Annotated in this window: 15 protein-coding genes; 7 read left to right on the top strand and 8 right to left on the bottom strand. The window is 71.2% G+C overall.

Annotated features, from left to right (window positions below; genetic code table 11):
• Positions 1-29 precede the first annotated feature (29 nt).
• Positions 30-545 (top strand): YbaK/EbsC family protein, encoded by a 516-nt coding sequence (locus ACWGI6_RS03435; protein ID WP_453265896.1) that lies wholly within the window; start codon positions 30-32, stop codon positions 543-545.
• The gene (locus tag ACWGI6_RS03430) at positions 542-1,393 is read left to right on the top strand and encodes an EamA family transporter (protein ID WP_453265895.1); all 852 of its coding nucleotides are present in this window, start codon (positions 542-544) and stop codon (positions 1,391-1,393) included. The genes ACWGI6_RS03435 and ACWGI6_RS03430 overlap by 4 nt, the downstream gene beginning before the upstream one ends.
• Positions 1,394-1,763: 370 nt before the next feature.
• Here the strand turns inward: ACWGI6_RS03430 and ACWGI6_RS03425 are convergent, their stop codons facing one another.
• The 4 genes from ACWGI6_RS03425 to ACWGI6_RS03410 form a co-directional block, all read right to left on the bottom strand.
• Entirely contained in the window at positions 1,764-2,879 is a 1,116-nt protein-coding gene (locus tag ACWGI6_RS03425) for a GuaB3 family IMP dehydrogenase-related protein (protein ID WP_453265894.1), read from the bottom strand.
• 156 nt (positions 2,880-3,035) lie between these two features.
• Positions 3,036-4,538, bottom strand: coding sequence for an IMP dehydrogenase (gene guaB, locus ACWGI6_RS03420; RefSeq protein WP_453265893.1), 1,503 nt, complete (start codon positions 4,536-4,538; stop codon positions 3,036-3,038).
• A 138-nt stretch (positions 4,539-4,676) separates the two neighbouring features.
• Entirely contained in the window at positions 4,677-5,252 is a 576-nt protein-coding gene (locus ACWGI6_RS03415) for a sigma-70 family RNA polymerase sigma factor (RefSeq protein ID WP_393906348.1), read from the bottom strand.
• A gap of 279 nt (positions 5,253-5,531) precedes the next feature.
• Positions 5,532-6,143 carry a response regulator transcription factor gene (locus ACWGI6_RS03410; RefSeq protein ID WP_003948568.1) on the bottom strand — a complete coding sequence of 204 codons (612 nt, stop codon included), beginning with the start codon at positions 6,141-6,143 and terminating at the stop codon, positions 5,532-5,534.
• 379 nt (positions 6,144-6,522) lie between these two features.
• Between ACWGI6_RS03410 and ACWGI6_RS03405 the strand changes: the two genes are divergently transcribed.
• Positions 6,523-6,855 carry a WhiB family transcriptional regulator gene (locus tag ACWGI6_RS03405; RefSeq protein WP_453265892.1) on the top strand — a complete coding sequence of 111 codons (333 nt, stop codon included), beginning with the start codon at positions 6,523-6,525 and terminating at the stop codon, positions 6,853-6,855.
• Positions 6,856-7,060: 205 nt separating this feature from the next.
• Here ACWGI6_RS03405 and ACWGI6_RS03400 read toward each other — a convergent pair whose 3' ends face one another.
• A complete protein-coding gene (locus ACWGI6_RS03400; protein WP_453265891.1) occupies positions 7,061-7,972 on the bottom strand; it encodes a LysR family transcriptional regulator in 912 nt (303 codons plus the stop codon).
• Positions 7,973-8,131: 159 nt separating this feature from the next.
• On the opposite strand from ACWGI6_RS03400, the gene ACWGI6_RS03395 reads away from it, so the two are divergent.
• Positions 8,132-8,797, top strand: coding sequence for an MOSC domain-containing protein (locus tag ACWGI6_RS03395; protein WP_453265890.1), 666 nt, complete (start codon positions 8,132-8,134; stop codon positions 8,795-8,797).
• 210 nt (positions 8,798-9,007) lie between these two features.
• The gene (locus ACWGI6_RS03390; protein WP_453265889.1) at positions 9,008-9,781 is read left to right on the top strand and encodes an SDR family NAD(P)-dependent oxidoreductase; all 774 of its coding nucleotides are present in this window, start codon (positions 9,008-9,010) and stop codon (positions 9,779-9,781) included.
• A 110-nt stretch (positions 9,782-9,891) separates the two neighbouring features.
• Here the strand turns inward: ACWGI6_RS03390 and ACWGI6_RS03385 are convergent, their stop codons facing one another.
• Positions 9,892-11,853, bottom strand: a complete 1,962-nt coding sequence (locus tag ACWGI6_RS03385; protein ID WP_453265888.1) for a DUF2264 domain-containing protein — start codon at positions 11,851-11,853, stop codon at positions 9,892-9,894.
• Between the two features lie 180 nt (positions 11,854-12,033).
• Here ACWGI6_RS03385 and ACWGI6_RS03380 point away from each other — a divergent pair, with 180 nt between their 5' ends.
• Positions 12,034-13,098 (top strand): hydroxyacid dehydrogenase, encoded by a 1,065-nt coding sequence (locus tag ACWGI6_RS03380; RefSeq protein WP_453265887.1) that lies wholly within the window; start codon positions 12,034-12,036, stop codon positions 13,096-13,098.
• Positions 13,099-13,259: 161 nt separating this feature from the next.
• Here the strand turns inward: ACWGI6_RS03380 and groL are convergent, their stop codons facing one another.
• Together groL and groES are read right to left on the bottom strand one after the other, a co-directional pair.
• Positions 13,260-14,885, bottom strand: coding sequence for a chaperonin GroEL (gene groL, locus ACWGI6_RS03375; RefSeq protein ID WP_453265935.1), 1,626 nt, complete (start codon positions 14,883-14,885; stop codon positions 13,260-13,262).
• A gap of 135 nt (positions 14,886-15,020) precedes the next feature.
• Positions 15,021-15,329, bottom strand: coding sequence for a co-chaperone GroES (gene groES / locus ACWGI6_RS03370; protein ID WP_159744894.1), 309 nt, complete (start codon positions 15,327-15,329; stop codon positions 15,021-15,023).
• Positions 15,330-15,842: 513 nt separating this feature from the next.
• Between groES and ACWGI6_RS03365 the strand changes: the two genes are divergently transcribed.
• Positions 15,843-17,201, top strand: coding sequence for an FtsW/RodA/SpoVE family cell cycle protein (locus ACWGI6_RS03365; protein WP_453265934.1), 1,359 nt, complete (start codon positions 15,843-15,845; stop codon positions 17,199-17,201).
• Positions 17,202-17,481: the final 280 nt, after the last annotated feature.

Raw genomic sequence — 17,481 nt, 5'->3', positions numbered from 1 at the left:
CCCGTACAGCTTTCGCTAGCGTGCGGGCCATGAGCGATTCCCGGTCCGGCACCACCCCGGAAACCACCCACGCCACGGCTCACCCCCGCTTCGCCGAAGCGCTCGCCGAACTGGGCCTGACCGTCGACGTCCGCGGCTTCCCCGAGGCCACTCGCACCGCCGCCGAGGCCGCCGCGGCCATCGGCTGCGACCTCGCCCAGATCGTCAAGTCGCTGATCTTCACGGCGGACCGGGAGCCGGTCCTGGTCTTGGTGGACGGCGCCGCACGCGTCGACGTGGAGCGCGTACGCACGGAACTCGGGGCCGCACAGGTCGGCCGCGCCGACGCCGGTCTCGTCCGCGAGACCACCGGCTACGCCATCGGGGGCGTACCGCCCTTCGGTCACCGCACCCGCACCCGCGTGCTGGCCGACCGCGGACTGCTCGCGCACGACACGGTCTGGGCCGCCGCCGGCACCCCGCACGCCGTCTTCCCGCTCGACCCCGCGGCCCTGATCGAGTACGCCCAGGGCCGGGTCGTGGACGTGCGCGAGCGCACCGCGTGACCCCGCTCGTCGTCGCGGCCGTCCTGATAGCCGCCATCACCCACGCCAGCTGGAACGCCATCGCCCACGGCATACGCGACCAGCTCCTGGCCTTCACCCTGGTCGGCGGCGGCGGTGCGCTCTGCGGCCTCGCCATGGCCGCCGTCACCCCGCTGCCCGCCGCCGGTGCCTGGCCCTTCCTCGCGGCCTCCGCGGTGCTGCACATCGTCTACCAGGCCCTGCTCATGCAGTCGTTCCGCCTGGGCGAATTCGGCCAGATGTACCCCATCGCCCGCGGCACCGCGCCGCTGGTCGTCACGGTCCTGGCCGCCGTCTTCGTCCACGAGGTCCCCAACGGCTGGGCACTGGCCGGTGTCGCCCTGGCCTCCGCCGGGCTGGTGGGCGTCGCCCTCTGGGGCATCCGGGGTTCCGGCACCAAGCCGCACTGGCCGGCCCTCGTCGCCGCCCTCGCCACCGGCCTGTCCATCGCCTCGTACACCACCGTCGACGGCCTGGGCGTACGCGCCTCCGGCACCCCGCTCGGCTATATCGCCTGGCTGATGATCCTCGAAGGCATCGTCATCCCCGTCTACGCGCTCGCCACCCGCCGCCGCCAACTCCTCACCGAGCTGCGCCCCATCGCCCTGCGCGGCCTGGCCGGCGGTGTGCTCTCCGTCTTCGCCTACGGCCTGGTCCTGTGGGCCCAGACCCGCGCCCCGCTCGCCCCCATCGCCGCCCTGCGCGAGTCGTCCATCATCGTCGGCGCCGCCATCGGCGCCCTCTTCTTCAAGGAACGCTTCGGCGCCCCCCGCATCGCCGCGGCAGGCTTGATGGTCATAGGCATCGGCCTGATGCTCCACACCGGCTGAGCCCCCCGCGGCGTCCGCTCACTCCTCCCGCAACGCCCTGAGCAACTCCCCGTTGGTGACCAGCAGCCCGCCGTCCACCGGCAGCGGCCCGCGCAGAAGCTCGGCCGCGTCGTGGTGCGGCCGAGCTTCTGGTTTTTGGTTTTCTCCTGCTCCCCACCGGGGTGAGGCCCACAACGGACAGAGGGGGCGGGGCCGCAGGGGTGGTGTGCGGACGTAAAGCGCAGCAGTCCGCACACCCACCCCGGAGGCTCCGCCACCGGCACCCACCACCCAGACCGGGCCCCACCCCACAACCCCACCCGCCCCCGCCAAAGGCGGGAAAAGAACAACAGAAACAAAAACGGCGGGTCACCCGGCAACGTGGGAACCCTCAGCGCCGTGGCGCGACGGTCACCTCGACCCGCTGGAATTCCTTCAGTTCCGAGTACCCCGTCGTCGCCATCGCCCTGCGCAGCGCACCGAAGAAGTTCATGGAACCGTCGGGGACCGTGGACGGCCCCAGCAGCACCTCCTCCGTGGTGCCGACCGCACCGAGGTCCATCCGCTTGCCGCGCGGCACATCCTCGTGCACGGCCTCCATGCCCCAGTGGTGGCCGCGGCCGGGCGCGTCCGTGGCACGGGCCAGCGGGGAGCCCATCATCACGGCGTCGGCGCCGCAGGCGATCGCCTTCGGGAGGTCGCCGGACCAGCCCACCCCGCCGTCGGCGATGACGTGGACGTAGCGGCCGCCGGACTCGTCCATGTAGTCGCGGCGCGCGGCCGAGACATCGGCGACCGCGGTCGCCATCGGGACCTGGATGCCGAGGACGTTCCGCGTGGTGTGCGCGGCGCCGCCGCCGAAGCCGACCAGCACACCGGCCGCGCCCGTACGCATCAGGTGCAGCGCGGCGGTGTACGTGGCACAGCCGCCGACGATGACCGGGACGTCCAGCTCGTAGATGAACTGCTTGAGGTTCAGCGGCTCGGCCGCGGAGGAGACGTGCTCGGCGGAGACCGTGGTCCCGCGGATCACGAAGATGTCCACGCCCGCGTCGACGACAGCCTTGGAGAACTGCGCCGTACGCTGCGGCGACAGCGCGGCGGCGGTCACCACGCCCGCGTCCCGCACCTCCTTGATCCGCTGCCCGATCAGCTCTTCCCTGATCGGCGCGGCGTAGATCTCCTGGAGCCGCTTGGTGGCGGTGGCGCCGTCCAGCTCCGCGATCTCGGCGAGCAGCGGCTCCGGGTCCTCGTACCGGGTCCAGAGGCCCTCCAGGTTGAGGACGCCCAGGCCGCCCAGCTCACCGATACGGATCGCGGTCTGCGGGGAGACCACCGAGTCCATGGGAGCGGCCAGGAACGGCAGCTCAAAACGGTAGGCGTCGATCTGCCAGGCGATCGAGACCTCCTTCGGGTCGCGGGTGCGGCGACTGGGTACGACGGCGATGTCGTCGAATGCGTATGCCCGGCGGCCGCGCTTGCCGCGCCCGATCTCGATCTCAGTCACGTGTGTGGCCTTTCCCTCTACGTCTGCGATTCCAGTATCCCCGACACACCGAAGCCCGCGGCCGGGGAGCGGCCGCGGGCTTCACGGTAGGGCCGTGCTAGCGACGTGTGTAGTGACGCGCCTCAGTGGTCATCCGACCCCCCGATCCGAGGGATCTCAGCGACGCGAGTAGTTGGGCGCCTCGGTCGTCATCTGGATGTCGTGCGGGTGGCTCTCCTTGAGGCCCGCGGAGGTGATGCGGACGAAGTGGCCCTTCTCCTTGAGCTCGGGGATGTCGGCGGAGCCGACGTAACCCATGGAGGCACGCAGGCCGCCGACGAGCTGGTGGGCGACCGAGGAGAGCGGGCCGCGGTAGGGCACCTGGCCCTCGATGCCCTCGGGGACCAGCTTGTCCTCGGAGAGGACGTTGTCCTGGAAGTAGCGGTCCTTGGAGAAGGACCGCCCCTGGCCGCGGGACTGCATCGCGCCCAGCGAGCCCATGCCGCGGTACGACTTGAACTGCTTGCCGTTGATGAAGACCATCTCGCCGGGCGACTCCTCGCAGCCGGCCAGCAGCGAACCCAGCATGACCGTGTCCGCGCCGGCCGCGATGGCCTTGGCGATGTCGCCGGAGAACTGCAGACCGCCGTCACCGATCAGCGGCACGCCCGCGGCGTTCGCGGCCTTCGCCGCCTCGTAGATCGCGGTGACCTGCGGCACCCCGACGCCGGCGACGACGCGGGTGGTGCAGATGGAGCCGGGGCCGACGCCGACCTTGATGCCGTCGGCACCGGCGTCGATCAGCGCCTGGGCGCCGTCACGGGTGGCGACATTGCCGCCGACGACATCGACGCTGATGTTGGACTTGACCTTGGCGATCATGTCGAGGATGCCGCGGCTGTGGCCGTGCGCACTGTCGATGACGAGGAAGTCGGCACCGGCCTCGACCAGCGCCTGCGCCCGGTCGTACGAGGCGTCGCCGACGCCCACCGCCGCACCGACGACCAGCCGGCCCTCGGCGTCCTTGGCGGCGTTCGGGTACTTCTCCGCCTTGACGAAGTCCTTGACCGTGATCAGGCCCTTGAGCACGCCCGCGTCGTCGACCAGCGGCAGCTTCTCGATCTTGTGGCGGCGCAGCAGCTCGATGGCGTCCTCGCCGGAGATGCCGACCTTGCCGGTGACCAGCGGCATCGGCGTCATGACCTCGCGGACCTGCCGGCTGCGGTCCATCTCGAAGGCCATGTCGCGGTTGGTCACGATGCCCAGCAGCTTGCCCGCGGCGTCGGTGACCGGCACCCCGCTGATGCGGAACTTGGCACACAGCGCATCGGCATCGGCGAGCGAGGCATCCGGGCGGACCGTGATCGGGTCGGTGACCATGCCGGACTCGGAGCGCTTGACCAGATCGACCTGGTTGGCCTGGTCCTCGATGGACAGGTTGCGGTGCAGTACGCCCGCGCCACCCTGCCGCGCCATGGCGATGGCCATCCGTGCCTCGGTGACCTTGTCCATCGCCGCGGACAGCAGCGGGATGTTCACCGCGACGTTGCGCGAGACCCGGGAAGCGGTGCTCACCGCGTTCGGCAGCACCTCCGACGCACCGGGCAGCAGCAGCACGTCGTCGTATGTCAGCCCGAGCATGGCGAATTTGGCGGGCATACCGTCGACGTTGTCACTCATGACACCTTCCCCAATGCTCTTGCCTCAGCGCGGACTCCCATGCTAACGGCCTAATGAAGTGTCCCATTCCACGAGCGATGAGGGCCTTGTCACTTGTGGCTTTCTACGGCGATATACCGCCGCCCGCGCGAGGATCTGCTACTGCTCGGCGAGCGCCCGCAGCCTGCTCAGCGCACGATGCTGGGCGACCCGTACCGCCCCGGGCGACATCCCCAGCATCTGCCCGGTCTCCTCGGCCGTCAGCCCGACGGCGACCCGCAGCAGGACCAGCTCACGCTGATTCTCCGGAAGATTCGCCAGCAGCTTCTTGGCCCATTCGGCGTCGCTGCTCAGCAGCGCCCGCTCCTCGGGGCCGAGGGAGTTGTCCGGCTGCTCGGGCATCTCGTCGGACGGCACGGCCGTGCTGCCCGGATGCCGCATCGCGGCCCGCTGCAGATCGGCGACCTTGTGGCCGGCGATGGCGAAGACGAACGCCTCGAAGGGCTTGCCGGTATCGCGGTAGCGCGGCAGCGCACAGAGCACCGCGACACACACTTCCTGCGCCAGGTCCTCGACGAAGTGCCGGGCGTCACCCGGCAGCCTCGACAGCCGGGTGCGGCAGTAGCGCAGGGCGAGGGGATGCACATGGGCCAGAAGATCGTGGGTGGCCCGCTGGTCACCCTCGACGGCACGTGCGACGAGAGCGCCGATTTCCTGCTTCCCGTCATCACGCATCGGACCATGGTGCCTTGGTGCCCCACGATCCGCGGCATCAGGTCCGTACTTGTGCACTGAAGCGTTATGCGCGGCAGGTGCGCCGGCTGTCATGTCCTGCGCCCTCCCCTCGTGCCCGACCGACCCGTCCCCGAGGAACTCCATGCCTCAAGGATGCGTCACCGCGCGGCGAATCGGACCGCCGGCGAACGCGGCGGCTGGCGGGGCACCCGACCGCCCCGCCCGCCGCAGGGCGGGCGGGGATCTTCACCTCCCCGCATCGCTGCACGTCACAACGCCTTAGCGGACCAGTCCCCAGCGGAAGCCGAGCGCCACCGCATGCGCCCGGTCGGAGGCGCCGAGTTTCTTGAAAAGGCGCCGCGCGTGGGTCTTGACCGTGTCCTCCGACAGGAAGAGCTCACGGCCGATCTCGGCGTTCGAACGGCCGTGGCTCATGCCCTCCAGCACTTGGATCTCGCGCGCGGTCAGCGTCGGCGCGGCACCCATTTCGGCGGACCGCAGCCGGCGCGGGGCGAGCCGCCACGTCGGGTCGGCCAGCGCCTGGGTCACCGTCGCCCGCAGCTCGGCGCGCGAGGCGTCCTTGTGCAGATAGCCGCGGGCACCGGCGGCGACCGCGAGCGCGACACCGTCCAGATCCTCGGCCACCGTGAGCATGATGATCCGGGCGCCGGGATCGGCGGACAGCAGCCGGCGCACGGTCTCGACACCGCCGAGACCGGGCATCCGTACGTCCATCAAAATCAAATCCGAGCGATCGGCACCCCAGCGGCGGAGGACTTCCTCGCCGTTGGCCGCGGTCGTCACACGCTCGACGCCGGGCACGGTCGCAACCGCCCGACGGAGCGCCTCTCGGGCAAGCGGGGAGTCGTCGCAGACGAGGACGGATGTCATGACCGCCCTCCGCAGCTGATGCGCGTCACCTTGAGCCTCCAGGCTGGTACGTATCGTCACCTGTGCGATTGGCGGCCTCGGACATCTGCCCGACGGCTACCTCTGCCAATCGCCTCCGCACTCTCAACGACGGTCACTCGAAAGAGTTACGGCTTCGGCGACCGAGTTCAGCACGCTCCGTGAGGAGCCGGATACGCAGACGACTCATCGGGCGACCGGCATTCGCGCGTGCACCCTATGCCCTATTTGGCTCTCTTTCTTCCATTTTCATGGTGACTATGACTAGATTCGCAATGAGTCATATTTACATCTACTTCGACAGTAGATGTACCGTCGTGAGCACCGAGCCCGAATCAGCACCGCTTCGAGGGGACAAGCAATGGCAGATTTCTCCCGCCTCCCGGGCCCGAACGCAGACCTCTGGGACTGGCAGCTGCTCGCCGCCTGCCGCGGTGTGGACAGCTCGCTCTTCTTCCATCCCGAGGGTGAGCGCGGAGCGGCCCGCAGCGCGCGTGAGACATCGGCGAAGGAGGTGTGCATGCGCTGCCCGGTACGGGCCGAGTGCGCGGCGCATGCGCTGGCCGTCCGTGAGCCCTACGGGGTGTGGGGCGGCCTGACGGAGGACGAACGCGAGGAACTCATGGGCCGGGCCCGCCACCGTCTGGTCCCCGCGTCCTCCATGACCGGTCCCGCAGGCATCTCCGGCGCCTGACCTTCAGGAGCGCATCGCCCCTGAAGAAACGTTCCTGCATGGCTGCACGGGTGCATGCCGCAGGGTTGTGGGGGGTGTGTGCACCCGTGAGCGGTGTGGGGCCGGTGTGGCCGGGCCCCTCGGACGGGCCTGACGGGCCGGTAGAGCCAGAAATTTCCGACGGAAGCGGCGGCCGGCGGCTACGGCCGGGCGCGAGCTGTTCCCCTCAGCGCCCCGCGGCATCCGCCAGCCGGTCGAGCGTCGCTTCCACGGCCGGGACCTGCGCCAGATCCGGCAGCGTGAGCGCGACGATCTCGCGGTGCACGGCGGGCTCCATCCGTATCGCCGTGGCCCCCTTGGGGCGTACCGACTCCAGGGTGAGCTCCGGCAGCGCGGCGACCCCCAGGCCCGCGCCGACCAGGCCGATCACCGCCGGATAGTCGTCCGTCGCGAAGTCGATACGCGGGGTGAAGCCCGCGCTCTCACAAACCTCCACCAGATGCCTGCGGCAGCGGGGGCAGCCCGCGATCCAGGCCTCGTCGGCCAGGTCGGCGAAGCGTGCGGTGCCCGCCTTCGCCAGCCGGTGGCCGTCCGGGACCAGCCCGATCAGCCGGTCCGCCAGGATCGGCCGGACCACCAGGTCGTCCCACTCCGCTCCGGCCACCGGATCCGCGCCGCGCACCTCCGGATAGCGGAAGGCCAGCGCGATCTCGCAGTCGCCGTTGCGCAGCATCTCGATGGAGCGCGGCGGCTCGGCCTCGACCAGCGAGACCCGGGTGCCCGGGTGTGCGGCGCGCATCTTCGCCAGGGCGGTCGGCACCAGCGTCGAGCTGCCGGAGGGGAAGGACACCAGCCGCACCCGTCCCGCGCGCAGGCCCGCGATGGCCGCGATCTCCTCCTCGGCGGCGGTGAGCCCGGCCAGGATGCCCACGGCGTGCCGGACGAGCGCCTCGCCCGCCTGGGTCAGCCTCATCTCGCGGCCCGCACGGACCAGCAGCGGGGTGCCGGCGGACTGTTCCAGGGCCTTCATCTGCTGGCTGACGGCCGGCTGGGTGCAGCCCAGCTCGCGCGCGGCGGCGGAGAACGAGCCGGTCCTGGCGACGGCACGCAGCACACGGAGATGACGGGCCTCGATCATGTATCGAGCATAAGGGAGTCTTGGGTTGATCAGGCAAAAATGAGTCGATGCTTTTGGGGCGGGACAGCCCTTAGCGTGGACCTGGATCGAGGGCACGCGTAAGGCGGGGACGCCCCGGGCCTCTCCATGAACCACGCCGATCGAGCGACGGAGCACCGTATGAAGCTGCTGACCGTGAATCTGGGCCGGCCCGCCCCGTCCGAGCACACCGACGCCGAGGGCGGCACGGGCATCGACAAACGGCCCGTGGACGGCCCGGTGGCGGTCACCGCCCCCGGCCCCAAGGGCACCGCAGGCAGCGGGCTGGCCGGTGACGCGGTGGTCGATCTGCGCCATCACGGCGGCGACGACCAGGCCGTTTACGCGTACGCGCGCGAGGACCTGGACGAGTGGCAGCGGGAGCTGGGCCGTGAGCTGGCCAACGGGTCCTTCGGCGAGAACCTCACCACGTCGGGCGTCGAGGTCACCGGCGCCCGCATCGGCGACCGCTGGCGGGTCGGCCCGCGGCTGCTGCTGGAGGTCACCTCACCGCGTATCCCCTGCCGCACGTTCCACGGGTGGATGGGCGAGCACGGCTGGATCAAGCGGTTCACCCAGGCCGCGGTGCCCGGCGCGTATCTACGCGTGATCGAGGCGGGCGAGATCCGCGCCGGGGACGCCGTCGAGGTGGTGCACCGTCCGGATCACGAGGTGACGATCGGGCTGACCTTCCAGGCCCTGACCACCCGGCGGGAGCTGCTGCCGCGGCTGCTGGAGGCGGATGGCGCGCTCCCGGAGGAGGCACGGCGCAAGGCGCTGAAGTACATGGCGCGACAGGAGGGTTGAGCCGCGGGGCGGTGCCCTGACCGGCTCCGCGGGCCGGGCGGGGGGCGGCCCCGGGACCCCGCGGGAGCCGGGCGGCGACGGGTCGTGCGGGCCGGGAGCGGTGAGCCCGCGGCCCGGTTGCCGGAGGGCCGAATGCCGGTCGTACGCGGGCGGCCGCGCCGCCGGGGGGAGGGGCGCGGGCCTTGTGCCCCGGGCGGATAGCGTGCCCGTATGACGACTGCATTGATCACGGGAGCGACGGCGGGCATCGGGGCGGCGTTCGCCCGGCGGCTCGCGAGCGACGGCCACAGCGTGGTGCTGGTCGCGCGCGACGAGAAGCGACTGCACGAGCAGGCCACCGAGTTGCACGACCGGCACGGCATCGAGGCCGAGGTGCTGAGCGCCGATCTGTCCACCGAGGAGGGCATTGCCGCCGTCGAGGCGCGGCTCTCGGACAACAAGCACCCGGTGGATCTGCTGGTGAACAACGCCGGTTTCGGCAACAAGGGCGAGTACCTCGAAGTCTCGATGGCCGACGAGCTGACGATGCTGAAGGTGCACTGCGAGGCGGTGCTGCGGCTGACCACGGCCGGGGTGCGCGGGATGCGGGACCGGCGGCGGGGCGCGGTGGTCAATGTGGCGTCGGTGGCGGCGTTCGTGCCGCGCGGCACCTACGGCGCGAGCAAGGCGTGGGTCGTGCAGTTCACCCAGGGCGCCGCGCGGGATCTGGCGGGCAGCGGCGTCCGGCTGATGGCGCTGTGCCCGGGGTTCGTGCGGACCGAGTTCCACCAGAGGGCCGGGATGGGGACGGACAGCATCCCCGGGTGGATGTGGCTGGACGCGGACAAGCTGGTCGATGCCGCGATGAAGGATCTGACGCGGGGTAAGTCCCTTTCCATTCCGGACCCGCGGTACAAGGCGCTCATGGGCGCCGTGAAACTGGCGCCCCGTGGGGTGCTGGGGGGTCTGACGTCCCGTACCGGCCGTAAGTACGGGCCGCGCTGACGCGGGGTTACTTCCTGCGGTGCCGGGAGCGGTGCCGTGCGGGCGTGCCGTTCCGCTGCGGGCCGGGCGGGGTGGCGGGCGGCCTCCGGACGCCGGTCCAGGACTGCCGCTCACGTCCTGGACCCGGGCCCCTCCCGCCCGGCGTCTCCCGTGGGCGGGTGGGGCAGGGCCAGCCGAGCGGTGGTGCCGTCGTGCCAGGTGACATGGATGTCGTGGCCGGTGAGGCGGGTGGTCGCGAGGGTGTGTACGGGGGCGGGGTCCGGGTCCCCCGTCAGGGATGCCAGGGCCACGAAGAGGGTGCCCCCGGGGCCGGGTGTGGTGCTGCCCTCCAGGACGGCGGTTTCGGTGCCGGGGCCGAAGAGGGTGCTGCCCGTCGGGGTGCGGCGGGGCGGGGTGTCGTACCCGTGGACGGGGTGGAGTTGGGCGGTGGGGCCGTCGGGCGTGGTGGCCCAGCCCGTCTGGCATACGCGGGTGCCGGGGGTGGCGCCGGTGACCAGGTGGGCGCGGAGTTCGGCGCGGCCGTGGACGAGGGTGGCGGACAGGATCCGGATGCCCGGCAGGTCGCTGCCGTCGGCGTGACGGGGTGTGTGGCCGGAGGAGGCCCAGTCGGGGCCGGCCGCGTGAGGGGTGGCGGGGCCGCGGGTGGTGGGGCGGCCGTCGATGAGCAGGCCGAAGTGGTTGTCGGGCAGGTGCGGACCCTCGGCGGTGGGCGTGGTGGGGCCGGTGCGGGTGGAGTAGGCGAAGCGGTCGTAGCAGGGGTCGGGGGCGGCGCGGGTGGAGTTGCTGCCGTGGTTGTGGAGGCGGACCAGGCCGTCGGAGGCGGTGGACTGGAGGAGCAGACCGGTGGGGCCGAGGGGGTGGGCGGCATCCGCGGTTTCGGCGGGGAGGGGGGCCTCGGGGTCGGTCCAGGCGGGGTGGCCGGCGGGGAGCAGGAGGCCGACGAAGCCCTTGGCCACCCAGTAGGGCGAGGCCGGTCCCGAGTAACTCTGGAGCATCGGTGCATAGGGGCCGTACCAGCCGAGCGGGAGCAGGCCGTCCTCGGTGACGGCGCCACGGTCGAGGAAGTGGCGCAGGGTCCCGGAGGCGAGGCGGCGGGTGGCACCGGGGGTGAGCGGGGTGTGGCCGGTGAGGGCGCCCAGCCAGGGGGCCGCGGTGGCGGCGAAGCGGTAGGTGAGGGAGCGGCCGAACGGCAGGGGCGCACCGTTGGCGTCGAAGAGGCGGGTGTAGCCGTCCAGTTGGGCGCGCAGGCGGGCACCGTAGGTGGCCAGGAGCGTCCGGTCGGCGCCGAGGTGGGCGTGCAGGACCGGGTAGAAGTGCATCGCCCAGGCGTTGTAGTGGTCGAATGCGCGGTTGTCGCCGTCCGAGTACCAGCCGTCGCCGCGGTACCAGTCCTCGATACGGGTCAGCGCGCGGTCGATGGCGGCCTGCGCGCGGACGGTCTCGATGCCCGCCGCGTGGAGGAAGCCGCCGACGGTGAGGCCGAAGAGCCACCAGTTGTTGTCCACGGGGGACGGGCCCAGGGCGGGCAGCAGCCAGTCGACGACGCGGGCGCGGACGCCGTCGTCGAGGGTGTCCCACAGCCAGGGGCGGGTCAGCCGCAGGCCGAGGGCGAGCGAGGCGGCTTCGACACGGGCCTGGCGGACGGCGTCGATACGGGGCCAGGAGTCGGGGTCGGCGGGCGCCAACTCGCGGGCGGTGGTGGGGCTTTCCGTACCGGCGGCCAGGCCTTCCGCGTAGCGGGCGAGGTGGGCGTGCGGGTCATGGCCGTTGCTGCCGGCGACTCTGAGGGCGGCGAGCAAGAACGTCCGGGCGAAGCCTTCGAGGCCGTCCGAGCGGGGGCCGGAGGAGCTGGGGCGGGCGCCGGGCAAGGCGATCAGGCCGTGGCGGGGGGAGGCGTGGCCAGCGGTGGCGTGGAGCAGCCCGTCGGCCGTCGCCTCCCAGTGGGCGCGGGTCCAGCCCGTGTACGCGCTGCGGCGGCGGTCCTCGGGCGGGAGGGGGAAGGGGAGGGACGGGGAAGGGCGGGGCGGGTGAAGCCGAGAGGGCCGGGGGCGTTCGGGGCAGGGCTCGGGCATGGCTTCCCCTGGGGCGGTGGGCGGCGGCCGGGCGACGGAATCCTTCAGCCGCGGCCGGCACCCCGTCAATCGAACGCACGGGGAAGGGCGTCGAAGGACCGGTCGGCGGGAAAGCCCCTCTCGCCGCCGACAGCGGCACCTGGACGAACGACGACGGGCGACCGGGCAGGAGCACTGTTGATGCTTATCCAACCCATCCCTGAAAAGGCCTCCGGACCTGCGGAAATGCCGTTCGTCCGGCCCGCCCTGCTGCTGTCGATGGGCCCCGGCATCGCCGGCCGGCTCCTCGACGCCGGCCACCACACCCGCCTCACGGCCCTCGTCCGTACCGACCCGGGCCTCGTCGCACACGAGCTGGCCGACCCCACCCCCGAGGTCGCCGCCGCCCTCGCCGACGCCGAGGTGCTCCTCACCTGCTGGGGCGCCCCGCCGCTCACCGGCCGGGTGCTGGACGCGGCCCCGCGGCTGCGCGCCGTCGTGCACGCGGCCGGATCGGTCAAACACCACATCACCGACGCCTGCTGGGAGCGCGGTATCGCCGTCTCCTCGGCCGCCGCCGCCAATGCGCTCCCGGTCGCCGAGTACACCCTCGCCGCGATCCTCTTCGCCAACAAGCGCGTGCTGCACTCCGCCCACCGCTACCGCGGCCTGCGCACACCGCACGACTGGCACCACGAGCTCGGCGCCGCGGGCAACTACCGCCGCACCGTCGGCGTCATCGGCGCCTCCCGCATCGGCCGCCGCGTCATCGAGCTGCTGCGCCCGTTCGATCTGCGTGTCCTGCTGCACGATCCCTATGTGGCCGACGCCGACGCGGCCCGGCTCGGCGTACGGCCCGTCCCCCTCGACACGCTCTGCGCCGGCAGCGACATCGTCACCGTGCACGCCCCGCAGCTGCCCGCCACCCGCCATCTGCTCGGCGCCCGCGAACTGGCCCTGCTGCCCGACGGCGCGACCTTGATCAACACCGCCCGCGGCTCGCTGATCGACGGGGCGGCGCTGCTCCCCGAGCTGGTCTCCGGCCGCCTGCACGCCGTACTGGACGTCACCGAGCCCGAGCTCCCGCCTGCCGATTCGCCGTTGTACGAGCTGCCGAACGTCCTGCTCACGCCCCACGTGGCGGGGTCGCTGGGCACCGAACTCCACCGCCTGGCCGACCACTCCCTCGACGAACTCGAACGCTACGTCCGGGGCCGCCCGTTCACCGATCCCGTACGGCCGGAGCATCTGCACCACTCGGCCTGAACGGCCCGGAGCGGCGGCAGCGGGTGGCCCGGGCCGGAGGGCACCGTGCCACACAACCGGACCGGAGGGGCCCGTCCCCCGCACAAACGGAGAACCCGGCCCCCGCACACGGCAGGGACCGGGTCTCGTACGTCAGGCAGCAAGCTGCCCGGCGTGTTGCGTCAGTGCGCGTGCCCGTGGCCGTGACCGGCCTCGGCCGGCTCGTCCTCGGCGGGCTTCTCGACGACCAGGGTCTCGGTCGTCAGAAGCAGCGAGGCGATCGACGCGGCGTTCTCCAGGGCGGAGCGGGTGACCTTCACCGGGTCGATGACGCCGGCCTTGACCAGGTCGCCGTACTCGCCGGTGGCGGCGTTGAAGCCGTTGCCCTTGTCCAGCTCGGCGACCTTCGCGGTGATGACGTAGCCCTCGAGGCCGGCGTTCTCCGCGATCCAGCGCAGCGGCTCGACGACGGCGCGGCGGACGACGGCGACACCGGTGGCCTCGTCACCCTCCTTGCCCAGGGAACCTTCCAGCACCTTGGCGGCGTGGACCAGGGCGGAGCCACCACCGGAGACGATGCCCTCCTCGACCGCGGCGCGGGTCGCGGAGATGGCGTCCTCCAGACGGTGCTTCTTCTCCTTGAGCTCGACCTCGGTGGCCGCACCCACGCGGATGACGCAGACGCCACCGGCGAGCTTGGCGAGGCGCTCCTGGAGCTTCTCGCGGTCCCAGTCCGAGTCCGTGGACTCGATCTCGGCCTTGATCTGGTTGACGCGGCCGGCGACGTCCTCGGACTTGCCGCCACCGTCGACGATGGTGGTGTCGTCCTTGGTGACGGTCACGCGGCGGGCGGTGCCCAGCACGTCCAGACCGGCCTGGTCGAGCTTGAGGCCGACCTCCTCGGCGATGACGGTGGCACCGGTGAGGGTGGCGATGTCGCCGAGCATGGCCTTGCGGCGGTCACCGAAGCCGGGGGCCTTGACGGCCACGGCGTTGAAGGTGCCACGGATCTTGTTGACGACGAGCGTCGACAGGGCCTCGCCCTCGACGTCCTCGGCGATGATCAGCAGCGGCTTGGAGGCACCGGCCTGGATGACCTTCTCCAGCAGCGGCAGCAGGTCCTGGATCGAGGCGATCTTGCCCTGGTGGATCAGGATGTACGGGTCCTCGAGGACGGCCTCCATACGCTCCTGGTCGGTGACCATGTACGGCGAGAGGTAGCCCTTGTCGAAGGCCATGCCCTCGGTGAAGTCCAGCTCCAGACCGAAGGTGTTGGACTCCTCGACGGTGATGACACCGTCCTTGCCGACCTTGTCCATCGCCTCGGCGATGAGCTCGCCGACCTGCTTGTCCTGCGCGGACAGACCGGCCACGGCGGCGATGTCGGTCTTGTCGTCGATCGGACGGGCGGTCGCGAGGAGCTCCTCGGACACGGCCTTGACGGCGGCGTCGATGCCCTTCTTCAGGGCGGCCGGGGAGGCACCGGCGGCGACGTTGCGCAGGCCCTCGCGGACCAGCGCCTGGGCCAGCACGGTGGCGGTAGTGGTGCCGTCACCCGCGATGTCGTTGGTCTTGGTCGCCACCTCCTTGACGAGCTGGGCGCCCAGGTTCTCGTACGGGTCGTCGACCTCGACCTCACGGGCGATGGTGACACCATCGTTGGTGATGGTCGGGGCACCGAACTTCTTGTCGATGACGACGTTGCGGCCCTTGGGGCCGATCGTCACCTTGACCGTGTCGGCGAGCTTGTTGACGCCGCGCTCAAGGGCGCGACGGGCGTCCTCGTCGAACTTCAGGATCTTCGCCATGGGTTGCTTCAAGTCCTCTCATTGCGATCCTCGGCCACGACGTGGGGACCGCTGTCGCTCAAACGAACTGCGCCCCTGCCCCGGGTTGATTAGACGCGGGAACCAGGGGCGCAGATCACGGCAAAACTGGGTGACTTACTTCTCGACGATCGCGAGCACGTCGCGAGCCGAGAGCACGAGGTAGTCCTCGTTGTTGTACTTCACCTCGGTGCCGCCGTACTTGCTGTAGAGCACAACGTCGCCGACCTTTACGTCGAGCTCGATGCGCTTGCCGTCCTCGACACGGCCCGGGCCCACGGCCAGGACAACGCCCTCCTGGGGCTTCTCCTTGGCGGTGTCCGGAATGACCAGGCCCGAAGCCGTGGTCTGCTCGGCGTCGAGCGGCTGGACCACAATGCGGTCCTCAAGCGGCTTGATGGCAACCTTGGAGCTGGTGGTCGTCACGATCCGACCTCCCCCTTCGGAGATCTCACGGGGTTAACTGTCTGAGGTGGCGACCAGGTCGATCCGTCGTCGCGGGTGCCGGACCTGCCCGTCGCTGTGTGTCTGGCACTCGCCAGTGGAGAGTGCCAACGCCGAGACTATGACGCGGTTAGCACTCGGTCAAGCGGAGTGCCAGCGCGGCGGGGTGGGCTTCCACCCACGCCGGTTGACCGGCCGTACGAAGGCATGGCCTCCGGAGGTCCGCAGCCCGCCGGCCAGGGCCGACCCGCGGCGGGATCGGGGCGGGCCGGGAGCCGGGTGACGAGCAGGTTCCTATCAAATCGGACACACCTTCCCGTTCCCTCGCAACCACGCCACCGGCTGCCTCGTCTACCTCCCCGACTGCCGGGCCGACGAACCGGGCACCCCCGGCCGGCCGGCGGCCTGGACGATCAGTGGCGGAGGAACCGCGTGCGTGGACAGACCAGCGTTCCCCGGGCACCCGGGAAACCGGAGAGCGACGCCGAGCGCACCATGACGTTCGCCGCGCTGGCCCGGGCACCGGACCGCCGGCGGACCGAGGCATGGCTGCTCGCCCTCGCCGTGCTGATCGCGGACTTCGGCTACGCCTGCACCGGCCTGTCGATGACCGGCCGACTGCCCGGCGGGCTGACCGGCTTCGCCGTCAGCATGTTCTTCGTGGCGCTGGTCCCGCATCTGGTCCTGCGCCGTTTCGCGCCCCGCGCCGATCCGTTGATCCTGCCGCTGGCGACGCTGCTGACCGGAATCGGCCTGGTGCTGCTGCACCGCCTGGACATCACCTATGCGCAGACGCCCCGGCTGAAGATCGCCGAGGCGGCGAGCGGGCAGCTGGTGTGGACGGTGATCGGGGTGGCCGTCTGTATCGCGATCCTGCTGGTGCTGCGCGATCACCGCATGCTGCAGCGCTACATCTATCTGACGATGGTGGTCGCGCTGGTGCTGCTGATGGCCCCGGCCTTCTTCGGCGCCGACATGTACGGCGCCAAGCGCTGGATCCTGCTCGGGCCGCTGTCGCTGCAGCCCGGCGAGTTCGTGAAGATCATGATCTCGGTGTTCTTCGCCGGCTATCTCACCGTCAACCGCGATGCGCTGGCGCTGGCCGGCCGCCGTGTCCTGGGCGTCCAGCTGCCCCCGGGACGACAGCTCGCACCGATCTTCACCATCTGGGTGATCAGCCTGCTGGTGCTGGTCTTCGAACGGGACCTGGGCACCTCGCTGATCTTCTTCGGCGTCTTCGTGATCATGCTGTACATGGCTACCGAGCGCACCAGTTGGGTGCTCTGCGGCCTGGCCATGGCCGCGGTCGGCGCCACCGTCGTCGGCTCCACGGAACCGCACGTCAAGGGCCGCATCATGGCCTGGCTGCATCCGATGGACATCTTCCTGCCCAAGGCACAGAGACCACCGGGCCTGATCTCCGACCAGGCCGCGCAGGCGCTGTTCAGCTTCGGCAGCGGCGGCATCTCGGGCAGCGGACTGGGCCGGGGCCACCCGGAGCTGATCGGCTTCGCCGGCAACAGCGACTTCATCCTCACCACCGTCGGCGAGGAGCTGGGGCTGGCCGGGGTGATGGTCGTGATCATGCTGTACGTGCTGCTCGCACAGCGCGGACTGCGGGTGGGCCTGACCGCCCGCGACCCGTTCGGCAAGCTGCTCGCGGTCGGGCTCTCCGGGGCACTGCTGCTGCAGGTCTTCGTCGTCGCCGGCGGCGTCACCGGCCTCATCCCGCTGACCGGCAAGGCCCTGCCGTTCCTCGCCAAGGGCGGCTCCTCACTCGTCGCGAACTGGGTGATGGTGGCACTGCTGCTACGGATCAGCGACCATGCGCAGCGGCGGCGCGAGCCGGTCTGAATTCTTCCCACGTTGTCGACTGTCCCGCCGTGATGGTTTCGCGCCGTTGCGCCTGCGGCCCTTCCCACGCTTTCGGCTCTCCCGCCGTGATGGTTTCGCGCCGTTGCGCCTGCGGCCCTTCCCACGCTTTCGGCTGTCCCGCCGTTGTGCCTGCGGCCCTTCCCACGCTTTCGGCTGTCCCGCCGTTGTGCCTGCGGCCCTTCCCACGCTTTCGGCTGTCCCGCCGTGATGGTTTCGCGCCGTTGCGCCTGCGGCGGGCGTGGGTTCGTCGGGTGCGGTG

It is taken from the genome of Streptomyces sp. NPDC054786, from assembly GCF_053611685.1.
This window is presented reverse-complemented; position numbering and strand designations above follow the sequence as displayed.

What these genes read in the sequence shown, in the direction of transcription:
- ACWGI6_RS03405 (WP_453265892.1), top strand. Translation starts at nt 6,523, where the DNA reads ATGGCAGATTTCTCCCGCCTCCCGGGCCCGAACGCAGACCTCTGGGAC.
- groL (WP_453265935.1), bottom strand. Translation starts at nt 14,885, where the DNA reads ATGGCGAAGATCCTGAAGTTCGACGAGGACGCCCGTCGCGCCCTTGAG.
- ACWGI6_RS03365 (WP_453265934.1), top strand. Translation starts at nt 15,843, where the DNA reads ATGACGTTCGCCGCGCTGGCCCGGGCACCGGACCGCCGGCGGACCGAG.
- ACWGI6_RS03435 (WP_453265896.1), top strand. Translation starts at nt 30, where the DNA reads ATGAGCGATTCCCGGTCCGGCACCACCCCGGAAACCACCCACGCCACG.
- ACWGI6_RS03410 (WP_003948568.1), bottom strand. Translation starts at nt 6,143, where the DNA reads ATGACATCCGTCCTCGTCTGCGACGACTCCCCGCTTGCCCGAGAGGCG.
- ACWGI6_RS03400 (WP_453265891.1), bottom strand. Translation starts at nt 7,972, where the DNA reads ATGATCGAGGCCCGTCATCTCCGTGTGCTGCGTGCCGTCGCCAGGACC.
- ACWGI6_RS03415 (WP_393906348.1), bottom strand. Translation starts at nt 5,252, where the DNA reads ATGCGTGATGACGGGAAGCAGGAAATCGGCGCTCTCGTCGCACGTGCC.
- guaB (WP_453265893.1), bottom strand. Translation starts at nt 4,538, where the DNA reads ATGAGTGACAACGTCGACGGTATGCCCGCCAAATTCGCCATGCTCGGG.
- ACWGI6_RS03385 (WP_453265888.1), bottom strand. Translation starts at nt 11,853, where the DNA reads ATGCCCGAGCCCTGCCCCGAACGCCCCCGGCCCTCTCGGCTTCACCCG.
- ACWGI6_RS03395 (WP_453265890.1), top strand. Translation starts at nt 8,132, where the DNA reads ATGAAGCTGCTGACCGTGAATCTGGGCCGGCCCGCCCCGTCCGAGCAC.
- ACWGI6_RS03380 (WP_453265887.1), top strand. Translation starts at nt 12,034, where the DNA reads ATGCTTATCCAACCCATCCCTGAAAAGGCCTCCGGACCTGCGGAAATG.
- ACWGI6_RS03390 (WP_453265889.1), top strand. Translation starts at nt 9,008, where the DNA reads ATGACGACTGCATTGATCACGGGAGCGACGGCGGGCATCGGGGCGGCG.